This window comes from Allobosea lupini (genome assembly GCF_900109525.1).
Classification (GTDB): Bacteria; Pseudomonadota; Alphaproteobacteria; order Rhizobiales; family Beijerinckiaceae; genus Allobosea; species Allobosea lupini.
In genome coordinates, this window is sequence record NZ_FOAN01000001.1 from 172,884 (window position 1) to 191,217 (window position 18,334).

Consider the following 18,334-nt stretch of genomic DNA (forward strand, 5'->3'; position numbering starts at 1 on the left):
AATTGGCAGCATCTGCAGCGATCATGCACCGGTCCTCAAAACCGGAGACCGCCCCCATGCTCGATGCCAACTTCATCATCCTCTATGTCGACAGCCCCGAAGCCAGCGCCCGCTTCTATGCCGACCTGATCGGCTCAGAGGCACTGGAGACCTCGCCGACCTTTGCCATGTTCGCGCTGCCGTCAGGGGCGAAGCTCGGCCTGTGGTCGCGCCATACCGTCGAGCCGGGCGCGCAAGCCGCCGGAGGTGGTGGCGAGATCGCGATGGTGGTCGGCAGCGGCGAGGCTGTCGATGCGACCCATGCCGACTGGCAGCGGTGCGGCCTTGCGATCCTGCAGGCGCCGACAGATCTCGACTTCGGCCGAACCTTCGTCGCGAGCGATCCGGATGGCCACCGGCTACGTGTCTTCCACCCGTTCGGGAGATAGGACGCTCACCGCGCCAGGGCGCGAATCTGGACCTGGACCCGGTCGCGGCCGAGGCGCTTCGAGCGGTAGAGCGCTTTGTCCGCCTGCTCCAACAACGCTTCGAGCTCATTGCTCGCGGCATTTCCCTCGGCGACGCCGATGCTGAGCGTCGGCTGGAGGGTGACGCCGTCCCTGTCGGCGAGGGCGCGTCCGAAGGCGGATCGGATCCGGTTGGCGACGCGCACCGCGTCCCTGGTCGACATATGCGGGAGGAGGGCGACGAACTCGTCGCCGCCATGGCGCGCCAGGACGTCGCTGGCGCGCAATTCGCTTCGGGCCGCCTCGGCGAAGAGCTGCAGGATGCGGTCGCCGGCGGCATGGCCATGCGTGTCGTTCAGGCTCTTGAAGTGGTCGATGTCGATCAGCAGCAGGGTCAGCCGGCCCGGGCGCTTGCCTGCATCGGTTGCGATCCGGGCCATGGCGCGCTCCAGGCCGCTGCGGTTCATAGCGCCGGTGAGCGGATCGTGCTGGGCGATCGCGACCAGCGTGTTGCGGTTGCGCTCGGCGGCGAGCAGCAAGAGTGCGCTGCCGCGCAGGAGCAGGAAGGCGGTGCCTGTGGCGGCAACCCACTGGTTGGCATCGTTGGCGGGGAACAGCTCGGTTCCAAGCTGCCCTATCGCGGCGAGATAGCCGCGGATGGCGAACAGCACCACGGTCGGCGCGAACAACGCCGCCAGGATCGCGCCGGAGGCCAGCCGCTCGCGCCGCCATAGGAGCAAGCCTTCCCGGACCAGCAACATGTCGCAAGCCATGACCAGGACGGCGACGAGGACGACCCGTTTGACGAAGCCGTCCGGCTCGTTCCACAGGAACAGCGGGAGGGCGGCGGCGGCGACCGCAAGAAGATAGAGCGGCAGGCGCGCCGGCCGCCCGGCGAAGCTCCTCACCCCGAACAGGATCAGCAGATAGCCGATCCAGCTGACGGTGTTGGCGAGCGGGATCGAGACGATGTCGGGGATGATGCCGCGCAGGCCCACGCCGATCAGGCCGAGGCCGATCAGGATGTTGCTCAGCCCCCACCAGAGCGGCCAGCGCTCGAATCGGCCGGTGGCATAGGCGGACAGCTGCACGAGGCCGAGAATCACGCAGGTGAGAGCCCCTGCCAGATAGATTGTCCTCAGATCGAGCAACACGTCAGGCCATCCAAGTCGACTGGCTCGAACGCCTACCAGGTCGGCGTGAACGGAGAGTTCACAGACCGGTTGCGTCGGTGCGACCAGCCTGGGTTTCGGCCAGCATGTCCATGAGCCAGCCACGGAACAGCCGTGCCTTGCGAGGCAGCTCTGCTCCGGCCGGGTAGTTCAGGAAGTAATCCGCACCGATATGGACCTTCATGGGAAAGGGTTGTGCCAGCCGGCCCTGCGCCAGGTCGTCTTCGACCAGCGCGGCGAAGAACAGCGCAACGCCATGTCCGTCGCAGGCGACGCGGCGCAGAGCTTGAGAATCGCTGAGCCGCAAGCTCTCGCCCAGCGTTGTATCGGCCCTGCCTGCGGCCTGCGCCCAGGCACGCGCCACGGCTGTCGGCGAGGTTCGCTTCGATGCAAAGGGCGACAACCTGCAACCAGGCTTCGTCGTCTATCGCTGGCAGGGTGGTAAGTCGGACTATGCAGAGGGCATGGGCCGGCAAGGCAACTGACACGACCTGTCACCGCTCCGACGGACCCAGGTCTTGACCTCAACCGTACTCGAGGTTGCATAGACCCGGCTCCTGCATCTGCCTCGAAGGAGCTGGGCATGCCCGATCAACCGGTCGTCAACATCAGCGTCATCACGCCGAAGCCCGAGCGCTTCGCCGAGTTCATGGAGCTGCAGCTCGCCCAGCACCATGCCGTCCGCGGCAAGGTCGAGGGTTTGATCGGCGGGCGATTGTTCCGCTCGCGCGAGGATCGCGATGTCGTCCTGGTGACGATGTTCGAATCCGAGGAGGCAGCGCTGCGCTTCGCCCATGACGAGCGTTTCACCAGTCATATGGCACGCGTTCGCCCCCTGCTGGAACGCGCCGTGCCGGGAGCCTATGACGTCGCCTACGAGGTCGGGTCGCTCTGACGAGCCGACTGCAAGCCTTGCATTCCGGCGCCATGGCGTGTAAGGCGCGCCTTATCCCACATGGGGAGCATCACCTCGACACCGAGGCGTTCCGGTGACCGGCCAGCTTATGGCCGGCTCATTCGCTCCCCAGAGGCTCAACCGGAAGGACAAGAATACCATGGCTCTGCCCGATTTCTCCATGCGTCAGCTGCTCGAGGCCGGCGCCCATTTCGGCCACCAGTCGCACCGCTGGAACCCGAAGATGTCGCCTTTCATCTACGGGACCCGCAACAATATCCACATCCTCGACCTGTCGCAGTCGGTGCCGATGCTGTCGCGCGCCCTGCAGGCGGTCAGCGACACCGTCGCCCGCGGCGGCCGCGTCCTCTTCGTCGGCACCAAGCGCCAGGCGCAGGACGCCATTGCCGATGCCGCCAAGCGCTCGGCCCAGTACTATGTCAACTCCCGCTGGCTCGGCGGCATGCTGACCAACTGGAAGACCATCTCGGCTTCGATCCAGCGCCTGCGCAAGGTCGACGAGCTGCTCTCCGGCGGTGGCTCCGGCCTGACCAAGAAGGAGCGCCTGATGCTGGCGCGCGAGCGCGACAAGCTCGAGAAGGCGCTCGGCGGGATCAAGGACATGGGCGGCACGCCCGACATGATCTTCGTGATCGACACCAACAAGGAAGCGCTCGCGATCAAGGAGGCCCAGCGCCTCGGCATCCCGGTCGCTGCCATCATCGACTCCAACAGCGATCCGGACGGCATCACCTTCCCGGTCCCGGCCAATGACGACGCCGGCCGCGCGATCCAGCTCTACTGCGACCTCGTCGCCCGCTCGGCCATCGACGGCATCTCGCGCGCTTCGGGCGACCATGGCATCGACCTCGGCGCCGCCGAGACCCCGATCGTCGAGACGGCCATCGACGAGCCGGTGGCTGTAGAAGGCCAGGCTCAGGCCTTCGAGCTGCTGACCGGGCCGCGCGGCGCGCCGGACGACTTCATGAAGCTCTCGGGCATGGGCCCGGAGATCGTGCAGAAGCTCAACGATGGCGGCATCTTCCACTTCTGGCAGCTCGCTGCCATGAGCCCGGCGGATGTCACCAAGGTCGATCACGACCTGAAGCTCGCCGGCCGCATCGAGAGCCAGGGCTGGGTTGCCCAGGCGCGCGATCTCGCCGACGCCTGATTGGTCGAGACCGCGGCGCGTCATCGGGGCGTCGCAGTTCGATACCTGATTGAAGCTCAAGCAGCGCCGACGCCGGAAACGGAGCGTCGGCGTTTGCCGATCGAGGCTTCGCTTTTTCGACGATGCGGCGCGCCGACGGGTGAAGGCCGCACGAGCGGGATGCGGGAAAGTGGGAACCGGTTTTCCGCGTCAATCCCGCTCTCATTTTTGGAATCGATCACGTTCATGGCTTTGGATCGATCCGATCCACAATCATCGTGATCCAAGACAGCAAGGACGACGCAAATGGCTGCGATCACCGCCGGCATGGTGAAGGAACTCCGCGACAAGACGGGCGCGGGCATGATGGACTGCAAGACTGCACTCTCGGCCACCGACGGCAACATGGAAGCCGCCATCGACTGGCTGCGCGCCAAGGGCCTGTCAAAGGCCGCCAAGAAGGCCGGCCGCGTCGCCGCCGAGGGCCTCGTTGCCGTCGCCGTGCGCGGCCATAGTGGTGTCGTGGTCGAGGTCAACTCCGAGACCGACTTCGTCGCCCGCAACCTCGAATTCCAGGCTCTGGCCCGCACCATCGCCGATGTCGCGCTCGAGCGCGGCGGCGATGTCGAGGCGCTGGCTGCCCATCACTACCCGGGCGGCGGCACTGTCGCCGACGCGATCGCCAACGCCATCGCCACGATCGGCGAGAACATGACGCTGCGCCGCGTCGCGCAGGTCTCGGTTTCTGCCGGCGTGATCGGCTCCTATGTCCACGGCGCCGTCGCCGACGGGCTTGGCAAGATCGGCGTCATCGTCGGCCTGGAGACCAGCGGCAAGGGTGACGAGCTCGCCGCGATCGGCCGGCAGATCGCCATGCACATCGCCGCGACCAACCCCATCGCGCTCGATCTCGCTTCGGTCGATCCGGCGGTGCTGGAGCGCGAGAAGGCGATCCTGGCCGAGAAGAACGCCGGCAAGCCCGAGCATGTGCTCGCCAAGATCGTCGAGAGCGGCCTGAAGAGCTACGCCAAGGAGTACTGCCTGCTCGAGCAGGCCTATATCCATGACGGCTCGAAGTCGGTCGCCCAGGTGCTGAAGGAGGCCGAAGGCAAGGTCGGCGGTCCGCTCAAGCTCACCGGCTTCGCTCGCTTCGCGCTTGGCGAGGGCATCGAGAAGGAAGAGACTGACTTCGCTGCCGAGGTCGCGGCCGCCGGCGGCACCACGGGCTGACAAGCCCGTTGATAGGACACAGAAAGGCCGCGCCTCGCGCGGCCTTTTTTGTAAGTAGAGAAGGTCGGCCCGCCGATTCGGTTGGGCTGGACGATGTGGCAAGGAGTGGAGAGCCCCGATGAGACCTAAACGCGTTCTCGTGAAGCTCTCCGGCGAAGCCCTTGCCGGACCTCAAGGAAACGGCCTCGACGGCGCGACGCTCACCGCGCTTGCCGCCGACATCTCCCATGCCTCGCGCGAGGGTGTCGAGATCGGCATCGTGGTCGGCGGCGGCAATTTCTTCCGCGGCGTCCAGGGGCTCACCAAGGGACTGGACCGCACCAGCGCGGACTCGATCGGCATGCTGGGCACGGTGATGAACGCGCTCGCGCTCGAACATGCGATCGAGAGCGCCGGTGCTCCGGCGCGCGCCATGTCGGCGGTACCGATGCCCTCGCTCTGCGAGAGCTATGCCCGCAAGCGGGCGCTCGACCATCTCAGCAACGGCAAGGTCGTCATCCTTGGCGGCGGCACCGGCAATCCTTATTTCACGACCGATACCGGCGCGGCCTTGCGCGCGGCCGAGCTCGATTGCAGCCATCTCCTCAAGGCGACGCAGGTCGACGGCGTCTATTCGGCCGATCCGAAGAAGGATCCGAGCGCGACCCGCTACGACACCCTGACCCATGAGGACGCGATCAAGCGCGACCTCAAGGTGATGGACACCGCCGCCTTCGCATTGGCGCGCGACGCGGCGCTCACCATCGTCGTCTTCTCGATCGCCGCGCCCGGCATGCTCGCCGCGGTGCTGCGCGGCGAGGGCAGGGCCACCTACGTCACGCCTTGACGGATCAGTAGTTCGGCCAGTTGCCGGGCGTCATGATCTCGAGCAGATGGCCGTCGGGATCGCGGAAATAGAGGCTTGTCCCGCCGCGATTCCAGCGCATGCGGCCCTCGATCGCGACGCCGTGCTGCCCGAGCCGTTCCTCCCATGAGGCGAGATCGTCGGCGTCGACGGCAAAGCAGATATGGAGCGGGCCAGTGCCGTCATGCGGCGGGATGCTGCCGCGCTCCGACACTTGCGTCTCGACCGAGGCTCCGCGCAGAAACAGCAACAGGACGTTCTGGCCGCCGATGTCGTAGGCGAACAGCGTCCTGGTCCTGAGCATGGACGAGAGTCCGAGCTTTCCCTCGTAGAACGCGGCGGCGCGGTCGAGATCGTCGACATAGAGCGCAGTTTCGACGATGCGGTTCAGCCGGGGCATGGGATCCTCCTAGCGGGGCCGGGACCGTTCGTGCGGCCCTGAGCTTGAGCTAGGATGTGCTTCTGGTCTCGGCCAGAACTCAGGCGATCCTGCCGGCCATGCGAAAGCCGCGGAATTCCGATTCCGCTTGCGGACCAGTCGAGGAAAATGCTGTTGACGCATAAATCCTTGACCCTGCGGCGGCTGCTCGCCATGGTCGCGCGCATTTCCGGCGTTGCGTTTGCCGGGTTTCGACAAGGTTTTGAAGACGATGGCCCAGACCACTTTCGATCTCGCCGACATCAATCGCCGCATGGACGGCGGCGTGCAGAAATTCAAAAGCGACCTGGCTTCGCTGCGCACCGGCCGCGCTTCGGCCAATGTGCTCGATCCGATCACGGTCGAGGCTTATGGCGCGCGCACGCCGCTGAGCCAGCTCGCCACCGTCAGCGTACCCGAGCCGCGCCTGCTCTCGGTGCAGGTCTGGGACCGCAGCATGGTCCAGGCGGTCGAGAAGGCGATCCGGGAATCCGATCTCGGTCTCAACCCGCAGACCGAGGGGCAGGTGCTGCGCATCCGCATCCCGGAGCTCAACGAGCAGCGCCGCAAGGAGATGGTCAAGGTCGCGCACAAATATGCCGAAGACGCCAAGGTGGCCGTCCGGCATGTGCGCCGCGATGGCATGGACCTGATCAAGAAGCTGGAGAAGGACGGGCATATGCCCAAGGACGACGTCAGCAAGCAGACCGACCTCGTCCAGAAGGCGACCGACAAGCATATCGGCGATATCGACCAGGCGCTTGCCGCCAAGGAAAAGGAAATCCTGCACGTCTAAAGTGCGAGGCAAAGCGCTGTCCTGTATCATCGACGCATGAACGTTCGGCCCAGAAGAGGCATTTGATGTCAGACGGCGCGCGCCCGGCAGTTCCCGCCCATGTCGCCATCATCATGGACGGCAATGGCCGCTGGGCGCAGATGCGTGGCCTGCCGCGACAGGAAGGGCATCGGCGCGGGCTCGAAGCGCTGCGGCGGACGGTGCGCAATGCCGCCGATCTCGGCATCGGCGTCCTGACGCTCTATTCGTTCTCCACCGAGAACTGGCGCCGGCCGATCACCGAGGTCTCCTTCCTGATGGGGCTGCTGCGCCGCTTCGTCGAGAACGACCTCGCCGAGCTGAACGAAGCCGGCGTACGCGTGCGGATCATCGGCAACCGCGAGAACCTCCCGCCCGACTTGCGCGCGCTCGTGGAGCGTGCCGAGACGATGACCGAAGGCAATAACGGCCTCACCCTGGTCGTCGCCTTCAACTACGGCTCGCGCGACGAGATCGTGCGCGTGGCGCGGCGTTTGGCGCAGGAGGTGGCGGCTGGCCGGCTCGCTCCCGAGACGATCGACGAGGCGATGCTGTCCTCGCATTTCGACACCGGCGCGCTGCCGGATCCTGATCTGGTGATCCGGACCTCGGGAGAGACCCGCATCTCGAACTTCCTGCTCTGGCAGGCGGCCTATGCCGAGTTCATTTTCACGCCGGTGCTCTGGCCGGATTTCGACCGCAAGGCGCTGGAGGATGCGCTGGCCGAGTTCCATAGCCGCGAGCGCCGCTATGGCGGCGTCGGCCAACCGGCCGAAACCAAGAAGGTGGGGGTCGCGTGAATGCGGCCGGCGCCGGCGCGGGCGCATCCGAGCTTCGCCTGCGGGTCATCTCCGCGCTGGTGCTCGCCGTGGTCATTCTCGGCGTCACCGTGCTCGGTGGCTGGCCCTTTCGCCTGATCTGGACCGCCGTCGCCGGCGTCGTCGCCTATGAATGGCTGACCATGGTCGGCCGCACGAACGCGGTCGCGGCTGGGATCGGCGTCGGGCTGGCCGGGCTCGCGCTCGGCTTCCTGCCCGTGAGTGGCGCGGCGCTCGCGGGGGTGTCGGCCTTCGCCGGTCTGATCGCCGCGATCGCGACGACGCAGACCGGCAACCGGCGCCTGCTCGAAGCCTGCGGCGTCGCCTATGCGCTCTGCTTCGCGCTGGTGACGCCGGCGCTGCGCGAGACGCCCGGGCTCGGGCTCGCCTTGATCATCTGGACCTTCGCGGTGGTCTGGCTCACCGATATCGCCGCCTATTTCACCGGGCGCGCGCTGGGCGGGCCGAAGCTGCTGCCGCGCGTCAGCCCGAAGAAGACGTGGTCGGGCGCGCTCGGCGGCGCCCTGGCGGGGACCTTGTGCGCCACGGCGGTCTGGGCCTGGTTCTTCCCGGGGTTGCCATCGGGCCTCTGGCCGGTGCTCGCGGTCTCGCTCGCGGCGTCCGTCGCGAGCCAGGCCGGCGATCTCTTCGAGTCGTCGATCAAGCGGCGCTTCGGCGCCAAGGATTCGGGCCACCTCATTCCCGGCCATGGCGGCTTCCTCGATCGGCTCGACGGCTACTGGGCCGTGCTGGTCTTCGCCGGCCTGCTGCTTTATCTGGCGCGCCTGGGACACTGAGCACCAGATGCCTCGCACAGTCACGATATTGGGGGCGACCGGCTCCATCGGCCGCTCGACGCGCGCCGTCATTGCCGAGAATCCGGGGCGGCTGCGGATCGCTGCGCTGGTCGCCGGTCGGGATGCGGCCGGGCTGGCGCGGATTGCCCGCGAGACCGGTGCGAGCTTCGCCGCGATCGCGGATGAAGGGCAGGCCGCGGCGCTCGCCGCAGCGCTGGCCGGCAGCGGCATCCGTCATGGCGCCGGCCGTGAGGCGGTGCTCGAGGCGGTTTCGCTCGATAGCGACATCGTGGTCAGCGCCATCTCGGGGGCGGCCGGGCTGGAGGCGACCTTTGCGGCGCTGACGCCGGGCCGGGTCGTCGCGCTCGCCAACAAGGAGAGCCTGGTCTGCGCCGGTGCCGCGGTGATGGCGCGGGCAAGCGCCGTCGGCGCCCGCATCCTGCCGCTCGATTCCGAGCACAATGCCCTGTTCCAGGTGCTGGGGGCCGAGCCGATCTCGGCCATCCGCACGATGACGCTGACTGCCTCGGGCGGGCCGTTCCGGACCTGGCCGGCGGAGAAGATCGCCGCCGCCACGCCCGAGCAGGCGCTGGCTCATCCGAACTACGCGATGGGCGCCAAGATCACGATCGATTCGGCCAGCATGATGAACAAGGGGCTGGAGCTGATCGAGGCCTCATTCCTGTTCGGGTTGGGCGCCGACCAGCTCGACGTGCTGGTCCATCCGCAGCAGATCGTGCACGGGCTCGTTACCTTCCGCGACGGCTCGGTCAGCGCCGGCATGGCCGTGCCGGACATGCGCGTCGCGGCGGCCCATTGCCTCGGGGTCGATGGCAGGCTCGATGCGCCGCCAAGCCGCTTCCTTGATCTGGTCGCGGCCGGCCCGCTGGCTTTCGAGCGTCCCGATCTCGCCCGCTTCCCGGCGCTGCGCCTCGCCATCGCGGCCCTTGCGGAAGGGGGCGCCATGCCGGCCGTGCTGAACGCCGCCAACGAGATCGCCGTCGAGGCCTTCCTCGAGCGACGCATTGCCTTTCCTGCCATTCCGGCCCTGGTCGAGGCCGTCTGCGTGCAGATGACGGGTGCCTTCCTGTCGCCGCCTTCCGATGTCACGGAGGCGCTCGCCGTTGACCACGATGCGAGAAACCGGACCCGCTCGCTCTTGTCCGGGGGCCGTTTCACTGTCACTTAGTGGCGGAAACCCGGAGAGTTTTATGGATATCGTCGGATCGGTCTGGCACGCGGCGAGCTTTCTGCTGGGCTATCTGCTGCCGTTCCTGTTCGTGCTCACCCTCGTCGTGTTCGTGCACGAGCTCGGCCATTTCCTGGTCGGGCGCTGGTGCGGCGTCGATGTGAAGACCTTCTCGATCGGATTCGGCCGCGAACTGTTCGGTTTCAACGACCGGCACGGCACGCGCTGGCGCTTCGCGATGATCCCGCTCGGCGGCTACGTCAAATTCTCGGGTGACGCCGACGCCACCAGCTCGACCACATCGGATTCGCTTGCGACCATGAGCCGCGAGGAACATGAGCGTACCTTCCCGGCGCAGTCGATCGCGGAGCGGGCGGCGATCGTCGCCGCGGGGCCGATCGCCAATTTCCTGCTCGCCATCCTGATCTTCGGCGGGACGGCCTATTTCGTCGGCAAACCCGTGCTGGCGCCGCGCGTCGATGCGGTCACGGTGGGTGGAGCCGCCGCGCGCGCCGGCCTTCAGTCGGGCGATCTGATCCAGCTGGTCGATGGTCGGGAGGTGAAGAGCTTCGCCGATCTGCAGCGGGCGATCTCGATCCGCCCGGGCGAGACCTTTCCGGTGACGGTCGAGCGGGGCGGCGCCCCGGTCGTCCTCTCGGTGACGCCCGATCTGGTCGAGACCTCGTCGCCACTGGGCAAGCAGCGGCTCGGGATCATTGGGGTCCAGGCCTCGGCCAAGCCCGAGGACTGGACGACGCAGCACTTCAGCCTGGGCCAATCCGTGCTGCTCGGCATGAGCGAGACCTGGTTCGTGGTCGAGCGGACCTATGATTACATCGCCAAGCTGATCAAGGGGAAGGAATCGACCGACCAATTGTCGGGGCCGATCCGTATCGCCCAGGTCTCGGGCATGGTCGCCTCCAGCGGCGGGCTCCTGGCGCTGATCAACCTGGCGGCGCTGCTTTCGGTCTCGATCGGGCTGATGAACCTGTTCCCGGTGCCGATGCTCGATGGCGGGCACCTGCTGTTCTATGCGATCGAGGCGTTGCGGGGAAAACCGCTGAGCGAGCGCGCGCAGGAACTCGGATTCCGGCTCGGACTCGGGCTCGTCCTGATGCTGATGCTGTTCGTGACCTGGAACGACCTCGTCCACGTCCGCTCATTGCTGTGAGCCCCGTCAGCCTCGTGCAAACCAGCTTGCACGGGGCGGACGCGATCGGCGGCCAAGGCCGCCTGAAGCGATGGATTGTGGCTTTTTATGGCCTGTTTTCGCAGGCTGGGGCGGTTTTTCGGCCGGCGCGCGTGACCTACCAGCAACGACCCCCGCAAAAATCTTTTGTTAACGACAATGGCGGTTTGCACCCCGCGGGAAACTTTGTAGAAGCGTTTGGTCTTCAATGTCACCGAACCTCGCCCGTAGCGGGGTTCCCCGTTCGCGGGGAGGTGACCCAAAGAATGGAATAGGCGACCCGATGACGTCGACGCTTCAGAGCCGGTCCTTGCGCATGCGGCTCTCTCGATCAGTCGGACTTGCGGCCGTCATGGTGGCCGTCAGCGGCGGCGTGGTGTTCGCGCAGTCCGTGATTGTCCAAGGCAACCGTCGTGTCGATGCGGAGACGATCCGCTCCTATGCGACAGGTCAGGGATCGGGCAGCCCGCAGGAGATTCGCCAGAGTCTCATGGCGACGGGCCTGTTCTCCAACGTTCAGGTCAGCCGCCGCGGGGCGCAGACCGTTGTCTCCGTCCAGGAGAACGACACGATCAATCGCGTCGCCTTCGAGGGCAACCGTCGCCTCAAGGGCGAGGTGCTGCTGGGTCAGGTCCAGTCCAAGGCGCGTGGTCCGCTGAGCCAGCAGCTCATCGATGCGGACGTCGAGCGCCTCAAGGAAGTCTATCGCCGCGCCGGCTATGGCCTCGCCACGATCAGCGGCCGCATCCAGCCGCTGCCGAATGGCCGCTCGGACGTGGTCTTCACCATCTCTGAAAGCGGCAAGACCGGCATCAAGTCGATCAATTTCAGCGGCAATGGCGTCTATTCGTCGTCGCGCCTGCGTGGCTTGATGACCTCGACCGAGTCGAATTTCCTGAGCTGGATCAAGACCTCCGACGTCTATGATCCCGATCGGATCAATTCCGATCTCGAGCTGATTCGCCGCTATTACCTGAAGAACGGCTATGCCGACTTCCGCATCGTCTCGAGCGATGCGCGTTTCGACGATGCGGCTGGCGGCTGGGTCGTCGACGTCACCGTCGATGAAGGCCCGCAATACAAGGTCGGCAATGTCGCGGTCGATTCCCGTCTGCGCGACGTCGATCCGGCTGCGCTGCAGTCGCTGGTCAACACCTCTGCCGGTGACACATACAATGCCGAAGCCGTCGAGCGCTCGCTGGTCACCTTGACCACCGAGGTGGCCAAGCGCGGCTACGCCTTCGCGCAGGTCCGCCCGCGCGGCGAGCGTGACGCGGCCGGTCAGCAGATCGGCATCACCTATGTCGTCGAGGAAGGTCCGCGGGTCTATGTCGAGCGCATCAACGTGCGCGGCAACACCCGGACCCGTGACTATGTCGTTCGCCGCGAACTCGATCTCGGCGAAGGCGACGCCTACAACAAGGTCTTCGTCGACCGCGCCGAGCGTCGCCTGAACAATCTCGGCTTCTTCAACAAGGTCCGCATCACCAACGAGCCGGGCAGCGCGCCCGACCGCGTGATCGTCAACATCGACGTCGAGGACAAGCCGACCGGATCGTTCTCGATCGCCGGCGGCTACTCGACCTCGGACGGCATCATCGGCGAAGTCTCGCTTTCGGAGTCGAACTTCCTCGGTCGCGGCCAGTTCGTCCGCATCGCCGGCACGCTGGGCCAGCGCACCCAGGGTGTCGACTTCTCGTTCACCGAGCCGTATTTCCTCGGCCATCGGATCGCGGCGGGCTTCGATCTCTTCTCGAAGTTCAACGACAATACCAATATCGGCTATTTCGAGAGCCGGGTGACCGGCGGCCAGGTCCGCTTCTCCTTCCCGATTACGGAGGAGTTCTCGATCACGCCGCGCTATTCGATCTACACGACCGAGATCAAGATCCCGAACACCGCTGCGAAGCCGTATAACGACTGTTCCATCCCGCTCGAAGGGATTACCCCCGGGACGACGGGCGCCTCAGCGGCTTCTGTGAACGGTTTCAACTGCTTGACGAACGGTGAAGCGACGGTCGCGGTCAAGGAGGCTCAGGGCTCGACCCTGACCTCGCTGGTCGGCCTGAACTTCAACTACAACTCGCTCGACAACTACCAGAACCCGCGCAATGGCTTCGTTGCCGAGATCAAGCCGGAGTTCGCGGGTGTCGGTGGCGACTCGAAGTTCCTGCGCGTCAGCGCCGATGCCCGCTACTACAGGGAGTTCCTGGAGGACTTCGTCGGTATCGCGCGCATCCAGGGCGGCCATGTCCAGGCGACCAGCGGCGATCTGCGCATGATCGACCACTACTTCCTCGGACCGACACTGGTGCGTGGCTTCGCGCCGTCCGGTATTGGGCCTCGCGACGTTTCGAACGACCCGACCGCGAACGCACTCGGTGGCACTACCTATTTCGGTGGCTCGCTCGAGGTTCAGTTCCCGATCTTCGGTCTGCCGCGCGATCTCGGCCTGAAGGGTGCGATCTTCGCCGATGCCGGCACGCTGTTCAACTATGACGGCGGCTCGAAGAGCATCACCAACGGAGCTTTCCTGGGCTGCCCGGCCGGTTCGGAGGGGCGTCAGTTCAACGTGTCGACCAACTCGGTCTACCAGAACAACATCGCTTGCGTGCGTGACAAGAACGTCATCCGCTCGTCGATTGGCGTGAGCTTGCTCTGGCAGTCGCCGCTTGGCCCGATCCGCTTCGACTACGCCTACGCGCTGTCGAAGGATGATGGTCAGATCGGAACCGATCCGCGCACTGGCATCACTGCCAAGTACGGCGGCGACCGTACGCAGGCCTTCCGTTTCTCGGGCGGCGCCCGCTTCTGACCGGCGGGGCGCTTCCGCGCCCTGCAACGGATCAATTTATGGCAGATCCCAACTTCTTTCCGATTGCGACCTCGCTGTCCTTCAGCGAGGTCGCTGCCTTGTCGGGTGTCGCCTTGCCCGAAGGCGTCGATCCCGAGCGCCGGATCGAGGGCATCGCGCCGCTCGAAACGGCAGGTGGCAGCGATGCCGCCTATATGGACAACCCGAAATATGTCGCGGCGCTGACCGCGACAGCGGCCGGGCTCTGCTTCGTCTCCCAGCGCTTCGCCGAGCGGGTGCCGGCCGGCACCGTCGCGCTGGTCACGCCGACGCCCTACCATGTCTTCGCGAAGCTGCTGTCGACCTTCCATCCGCAGGCGCTGCGGCCGGGCTCGATGTTCGGCTCGGCCGGTGTCGCTCCCGGTGCCTTCGTGCATGCGACGGCACGGCTCGAAGCCGATGTCACGGTCGATCCCGGCGCGGTGATCGGCCCGGGCGCGGAGATCGGCGCCGGCTCGGTGATCGGCCCGGGCGCCGTCATCGGCCCTCAGGTCCGGATCGGGCGGCAATGCTCGGTCGGCGCCGGCGTGGCGCTGCAGGCGGCCTTGATCGGCAACCGCGTCATCATCCATCCCGGCGCACGGATCGGTCAGGACGGTTTCGGCTTCGCCATGAGCCCGAAAGGGCACATGAAGGTGCCGCAGGTCGGCCGCGTCATCATCCAGGACGACGTCGAGATCGGCGCCAACACGACGATCGACCGCGGCGCCAGCCGTGACACGGTGATCGGCGAGGGCAGCAAGATCGATAACCTTGTGCAGATCGGCCATAACTGCGTGGTCGGGCGCCATTGCGTGATCTGCGCCCAGGTCGGCATGGCCGGGTCCAGCACGCTCGAGGATTTCGCCGTGCTCGGCGGGCAGGTCGGACTGGCGGGCCACCTGACCATCGGCATGGGCGCGCAGATCGCGGCCCAGAGCGGTGTTGCCGGCGATGTCCCGCGCGGCGCGCGGTATGGCGGCTATCCGGCGCAGCCGGCATTGAGCTGGGCGCGCGAGGCTGCCTTGCTCAAGCAACTCGTGGCCAAGCGCGGCAAAGGGCCGAGCGGCGGCGAAAACGCTTGATCTCACGCCGACTTCCGGCAAAAGCAGCTTGGCATGACAGGTGACGTGCTTTTAGCGCGGGCGCAGGGCGTTCGAGGAGAAACGACACGATGACGGATGCGACCAAAGCGCTCGGCGTGGCCGATATCCAGAAGATCATGGCCTGCATCCCGCATCGCTATCCGTTCCTGCTGGTCGACAAGGTCGTCGAGATCGACGGGGACGCGTCCGGCGTCGGCATCAAGAACGTCACGTTCAACGAACCCCAGTTCACCGGGCATTTCCCTGGCCGCCCGGTCTTCCCCGGCGTATTGATGATCGAGGCGATGGCGCAGACGGCGGGCGTGCTCGTCGTCAGCGCGCGCGGCAGTGACGATCTCGCGGTCACGACCGTGCTGTTCACGACGATCGACAAGGCGAAGTTCCGCAAGCCCGTCATTCCGGGCGATACGCTGCGCTTCCACCTGACCAAGCTGGCGCATAAGCGCAACATCTGGTTCTACCGCGGCGAGGCCAGGGTCGACGGCGTGCTTGTCGCCGAGGCCGAGCTGTCGGCCATGGTCGTGTGAGCGGGGGACCGCGATGAACGCTCCCGCTTCCGACCAGCCGCAGGATTTTGCCATGAGCACCTCGATCCATCCGATGGCGATCGTCGACCCGTCCGCCAAGCTCGGGGCCGGCATCAAGATCGGCCCGTTCTGCACGGTCGGTCCCGATGTCGCCCTTGGCGACGGCGTCGAGCTGATCAGCCATGTCGTCGTCGCCGGCCGCACCACCATCGGGCCGCGCACCAAGATCTATCCCTTCGCCTCGATCGGCCATCCGCCGCAGGATCTGAAGTACAAGGGCGAGCCGTCGACGCTGACGATCGGCGCCGACTGCGTGATCCGCGAAGGCGTGACGATGAATCCGGGCACCGAGGGCGGCGGCATGAAGACCGTCATCGGCGATCGCGGCCTGTTCCTGGCCAACTCGCATGTCGGTCATGACAGCGTGATCGGCAACAACGTCATCTTCTCGAACAACGTCATGTGCGCCGGGCACGTCACGGTCGGCGATTTCGTCATCGTCAGTGGCGGCACCGGGCTGCAGCAGTTCGTCCGGATCGGCGATCACGCCTTCATCGGCGGCGGCTCGGGTGTCCTGCTCGACGTCATCCCGTTCGGAATGGTGCGCGACAATCCGGCCCATCTCGCCGGGCTCAATCTCGTCGGCCTCAAGCGCCGTGGCTTCTCGCGCGAGCAGATCCACGAGCTTCGCCGGGCGTATCGCCTGCTCTTCGCCGATGAAGGCACGCTCTCGGAGCGGGTCGAAGACGTCGCTGCCGAGTTCGCCGAGCATCCGCTGATCCACGAGATCCTCGACTTCATCCGCGCCGGCGGCGATCGGGGCATTTCCGTGCCGCGCGACGTGAACGCGCCCGAGCGGTGAGCACAAAGGCGGCCGATGCGGCAGGACGGCCGCAGGGGCGGCGTATCGCTGTCCTGGCCGGTCGTGGTGACTATCCGGTACGGGTTGCGGGCGCGGCCGTGGCGCAGGGCGCCAGCGTCTATGTCGCCGTGCTCACCGGTGCGGGCGATCCGGCCGACTATGCCGCCTACGATGCCAGGGAGTACCGCCTGGGTCAGCTCGGGCGCTTCCTCGACGAGATCAAGCGCCGCCAGATCGACGAGATCGTCATGGTCGGCGCCTTGCCGCGGCCGAGCTTCGGCTCGCTCGCGCCAGAACTGTCAACGCTGAAATATCTGCCGCATTTTGCCCGCGCCTTCCAGGGCGGCGACGACCATCTGCTGCGCGGCGTCGTCTCGTTCTTCGAAGGCCAGGGGCTGCGTGTCGTCGGGCCGGTCGATCTCGCGCCCGATCTCGTCGCGCCGGTTGGAGCGCTCGGGCGCCACAAGCCAGCGGCCGTCGCGCGCGAAGCGATTGCGACCGGCTTCAACCTGCTGGCGGTGCTCTCGCCCTTCGACATCGGGCAGGCGGCGATCATCGCCGACCATCGCGTCGTCGCGGTCGAGGCGGCGGAAGGAACCGATGCGATGATCGAGCGCGTCGCCGGTCTGGTTCAGGCGGGGCGCCTCAAGCCTGGCAAGGGCGACGGCGTGCTGGTCAAGGCGCCCAAGCTCGGGCAAGACCTCAGAGTCGACATGCCGGCGATCGGCCCGGAGACGGTGGCGCGCGCCGCCGCCGCCGGCCTGGCCGGCATTGCGGTCAAGGCCGGCAGCGTGCTGATCGGCGATCGCGAGCGCCTGGCGACGCTGGCGGATGCCTCGGGCCTGTTCATCGAGGGCGTGGCGTGACCCGCCCGTTCAGGCTGTTCGTCGTGGCCGGCGAAGCCTCTGGCGATGCGCTGGGCGCGCGTTTCGTGGCACGGCTGCGCGACGTCCTGGGCGAGCGATCGCTCAAGCTTTCGGGCGTCGGCGGCGAGGCCCTGATCGCGGAGGGGCTGCATAGCGCCTTTCCGCAGGAAGATATCGCCGTAATGGGCTTTGGCCCGGTGGTGGCGCGCCTGCCGCTGCTGTTGCGCCGGATGGCGGACGCCGCGCGCGCCGCAGCCGCCTTCGAGCCCGATCTGCTGCTCACCATCGATGCGCCCGATTTCAGCCTGCGCGTCGCGAGAAAGGTCAGGCGGCTCGCTCCCGCCGTGCCGATCGCGCACTGGGTCTGCCCGAGCGTCTGGGCCTGGCGGCAGGGCCGGGCCAAGCGGATGAAGCCGCATGTCGACCGGATCCTGGCGCTTTTGCCGTTCGAACCCGCTGCGCTCGAGCGGCTTGGCGGGCCGGAAACCGTCTATGTCGGCCATCCCCTGATCGAGCGGCTGCAAGAGTATCGCCCGGGGCCGGACGAAGCCATATGCCGCGACGATCTGGACGCTCCGACAATCCTGATCCTGCCAGGCAGCCGGCGTTCGGAGATCCGGCATCTGCTGCCGCCCTTCGGCGAGGCAGTCGCGCTCGTAGCAGAGCGGCTGCCGCAGGCTCGCTTCGTGCTGCCCGCCGTGCCGCGTCTGGTCGAAGCGATTACGCAACTCACCGCCGATTGGCGGGTCAAGCCGGAGATCGTGACGGGCGAGACGGCCAAGCTCGCAGCCTTTCGCAAAGCGAGAGCGGCCTTGGCGGCCTCCGGGACCGTGACGCTCGAACTGGCATTGGCGCAGGTGCCGACGGTCGCGGCCTATCGCGGCGCGGCCTGGGAGGCCGCACTGGCGCGGCGCCTGATCAAGCTGCCGAGCGTGATCCTGCCGAATCTGATTATCGGCGAGAGCGTGGTACCGGAGTTCATCCAGGACGAGGCTTCGCCGCAGGCCCTGGCAGGGGCGCTTCTCGCCGCGATCGCTGAAGGCCCGGCACGCCAGCGCCAGCTCGATGGCTTCGCGAACGTCGAGCAGAATATGCGCAGCGCCGGCCCGAGCCCGGCGGCGAGCGCCGTCAGCGCGGCGCTCGCCCTTGTTCGTCAGCCGACAGACGGCTGACAGCCG

20 protein-coding genes are annotated in these 18,334 nt (G+C 66.8%); 16 read left to right on the top strand and 4 right to left on the bottom strand.

Annotated features, from left to right (window positions below; all coding sequences use genetic code 11):
* Window positions 1-56: 56 nt before the first annotated feature.
* The gene (locus BMZ21_RS00805; RefSeq protein WP_091828719.1) at window positions 57-428 is read left to right on the top strand and encodes a VOC family protein; all 372 of its coding nucleotides are present in this window, start codon (window positions 57-59) and stop codon (window positions 426-428) included.
* Between the two features lie 5 nt (window positions 429-433).
* On the opposite strand, the gene BMZ21_RS00810 is transcribed toward BMZ21_RS00805, so the two are convergent.
* The gene (locus BMZ21_RS00810; protein ID WP_091828721.1) at window positions 434-1,600 is read right to left on the bottom strand and encodes a GGDEF domain-containing protein; all 1,167 of its coding nucleotides are present in this window, start codon (window positions 1,598-1,600) and stop codon (window positions 434-436) included.
* A gap of 58 nt (window positions 1,601-1,658) precedes the next feature.
* Entirely contained in the window at window positions 1,659-1,982 is a 324-nt protein-coding gene (locus BMZ21_RS00815; protein ID WP_167561482.1) for a LysR substrate-binding domain-containing protein, read from the bottom strand.
* Window positions 1,983-2,201: 219 nt separating this feature from the next.
* Here BMZ21_RS00815 and BMZ21_RS00820 point away from each other — a divergent pair, with 219 nt between their 5' ends.
* Both BMZ21_RS00820 and BMZ21_RS00825 read left to right on the top strand, forming a co-directional pair.
* Window positions 2,202-2,513, top strand: coding sequence for a putative quinol monooxygenase (locus BMZ21_RS00820; RefSeq protein WP_091828725.1), 312 nt, complete (start codon window positions 2,202-2,204; stop codon window positions 2,511-2,513).
* 160 nt (window positions 2,514-2,673) lie between these two features.
* Window positions 2,674-3,684, top strand: coding sequence for a 30S ribosomal protein S2 (locus BMZ21_RS00825; protein WP_091830447.1), 1,011 nt, complete (start codon window positions 2,674-2,676; stop codon window positions 3,682-3,684).
* 56 nt (window positions 3,685-3,740) lie between these two features.
* Here BMZ21_RS00825 and BMZ21_RS30165 read toward each other — a convergent pair whose 3' ends face one another.
* Window positions 3,741-3,911: a hypothetical protein gene (locus BMZ21_RS30165; RefSeq protein ID WP_167561483.1), complete on the bottom strand. Its 171-nt coding sequence runs from the start codon at window positions 3,909-3,911 to the stop codon at window positions 3,741-3,743.
* A gap of 58 nt (window positions 3,912-3,969) precedes the next feature.
* Here BMZ21_RS30165 and tsf point away from each other — a divergent pair, with 58 nt between their 5' ends.
* Both tsf and pyrH read left to right on the top strand, forming a co-directional pair.
* The gene (gene tsf / locus BMZ21_RS00830; protein WP_091828727.1) at window positions 3,970-4,893 is read left to right on the top strand and encodes a translation elongation factor Ts; all 924 of its coding nucleotides are present in this window, start codon (window positions 3,970-3,972) and stop codon (window positions 4,891-4,893) included.
* Between the two features lie 118 nt (window positions 4,894-5,011).
* Window positions 5,012-5,719, top strand: a complete 708-nt coding sequence (pyrH, locus tag BMZ21_RS00835) for a UMP kinase (RefSeq protein ID WP_091828728.1) — start codon at window positions 5,012-5,014, stop codon at window positions 5,717-5,719.
* A gap of 4 nt (window positions 5,720-5,723) precedes the next feature.
* On the opposite strand, the gene BMZ21_RS00840 is transcribed toward pyrH, so the two are convergent.
* Window positions 5,724-6,137, bottom strand: coding sequence for a VOC family protein (locus BMZ21_RS00840; RefSeq protein WP_091828729.1), 414 nt, complete (start codon window positions 6,135-6,137; stop codon window positions 5,724-5,726).
* A 250-nt stretch (window positions 6,138-6,387) separates the two neighbouring features.
* Here BMZ21_RS00840 and frr point away from each other — a divergent pair, with 250 nt between their 5' ends.
* The 11 genes from frr (at window position 6,388) to lpxB (ending at window position 18,328) form a co-directional block, all read left to right on the top strand.
* On the top strand, window positions 6,388-6,951 hold the full coding sequence (frr, locus tag BMZ21_RS00845; RefSeq protein WP_091830448.1) for a ribosome recycling factor: 564 nt from the start codon (window positions 6,388-6,390) through the stop codon (window positions 6,949-6,951).
* Window positions 6,952-7,013: 62 nt separating this feature from the next.
* Window positions 7,014-7,769 (top strand): isoprenyl transferase, encoded by a 756-nt coding sequence (locus BMZ21_RS00850; RefSeq protein WP_280141460.1) that lies wholly within the window; start codon window positions 7,014-7,016, stop codon window positions 7,767-7,769.
* Window positions 7,766-8,584, top strand: coding sequence for a phosphatidate cytidylyltransferase (locus tag BMZ21_RS00855; RefSeq protein ID WP_091828731.1), 819 nt, complete (start codon window positions 7,766-7,768; stop codon window positions 8,582-8,584). The genes BMZ21_RS00850 and BMZ21_RS00855 overlap by 4 nt, the downstream gene beginning before the upstream one ends.
* Before the next feature lie 7 nt (window positions 8,585-8,591).
* The gene (gene dxr, locus BMZ21_RS00860) at window positions 8,592-9,773 is read left to right on the top strand and encodes a 1-deoxy-D-xylulose-5-phosphate reductoisomerase (RefSeq protein WP_091828732.1); all 1,182 of its coding nucleotides are present in this window, start codon (window positions 8,592-8,594) and stop codon (window positions 9,771-9,773) included.
* A 22-nt stretch (window positions 9,774-9,795) separates the two neighbouring features.
* Entirely contained in the window at window positions 9,796-10,944 is a 1,149-nt protein-coding gene (rseP, locus tag BMZ21_RS00865; protein WP_091828733.1) for an RIP metalloprotease RseP, read from the top strand.
* A 301-nt stretch (window positions 10,945-11,245) separates the two neighbouring features.
* Complete coding sequence (gene bamA / locus BMZ21_RS00870; protein WP_425285391.1) at window positions 11,246-13,777, top strand: outer membrane protein assembly factor BamA; 2,532 nt, start codon at window positions 11,246-11,248, stop codon at window positions 13,775-13,777.
* 38 nt (window positions 13,778-13,815) lie between these two features.
* Window positions 13,816-14,880, top strand: a complete 1,065-nt coding sequence (gene lpxD / locus BMZ21_RS00875) for a UDP-3-O-(3-hydroxymyristoyl)glucosamine N-acyltransferase (protein ID WP_091828734.1) — start codon at window positions 13,816-13,818, stop codon at window positions 14,878-14,880.
* A gap of 89 nt (window positions 14,881-14,969) precedes the next feature.
* Window positions 14,970-15,428: a 3-hydroxyacyl-ACP dehydratase FabZ gene (gene fabZ / locus BMZ21_RS00880; RefSeq protein WP_091828735.1), complete on the top strand. Its 459-nt coding sequence runs from the start codon at window positions 14,970-14,972 to the stop codon at window positions 15,426-15,428.
* A 52-nt stretch (window positions 15,429-15,480) separates the two neighbouring features.
* The gene (lpxA, locus tag BMZ21_RS00885; protein ID WP_091830452.1) at window positions 15,481-16,290 is read left to right on the top strand and encodes an acyl-ACP--UDP-N-acetylglucosamine O-acyltransferase; all 810 of its coding nucleotides are present in this window, start codon (window positions 15,481-15,483) and stop codon (window positions 16,288-16,290) included.
* The gene (locus tag BMZ21_RS00890; protein WP_091828736.1) at window positions 16,287-17,156 is read left to right on the top strand and encodes an LpxI family protein; all 870 of its coding nucleotides are present in this window, start codon (window positions 16,287-16,289) and stop codon (window positions 17,154-17,156) included. Before lpxA ends, BMZ21_RS00890 begins: the two co-directional genes overlap by 4 nt.
* On the top strand, window positions 17,153-18,328 hold the full coding sequence (gene lpxB, locus BMZ21_RS00895) for a lipid-A-disaccharide synthase (RefSeq protein WP_091828739.1): 1,176 nt from the start codon (window positions 17,153-17,155) through the stop codon (window positions 18,326-18,328). Before BMZ21_RS00890 ends, lpxB begins: the two co-directional genes overlap by 4 nt.
* The last annotated feature ends 6 nt before the right edge of the window (window positions 18,329-18,334 follow it).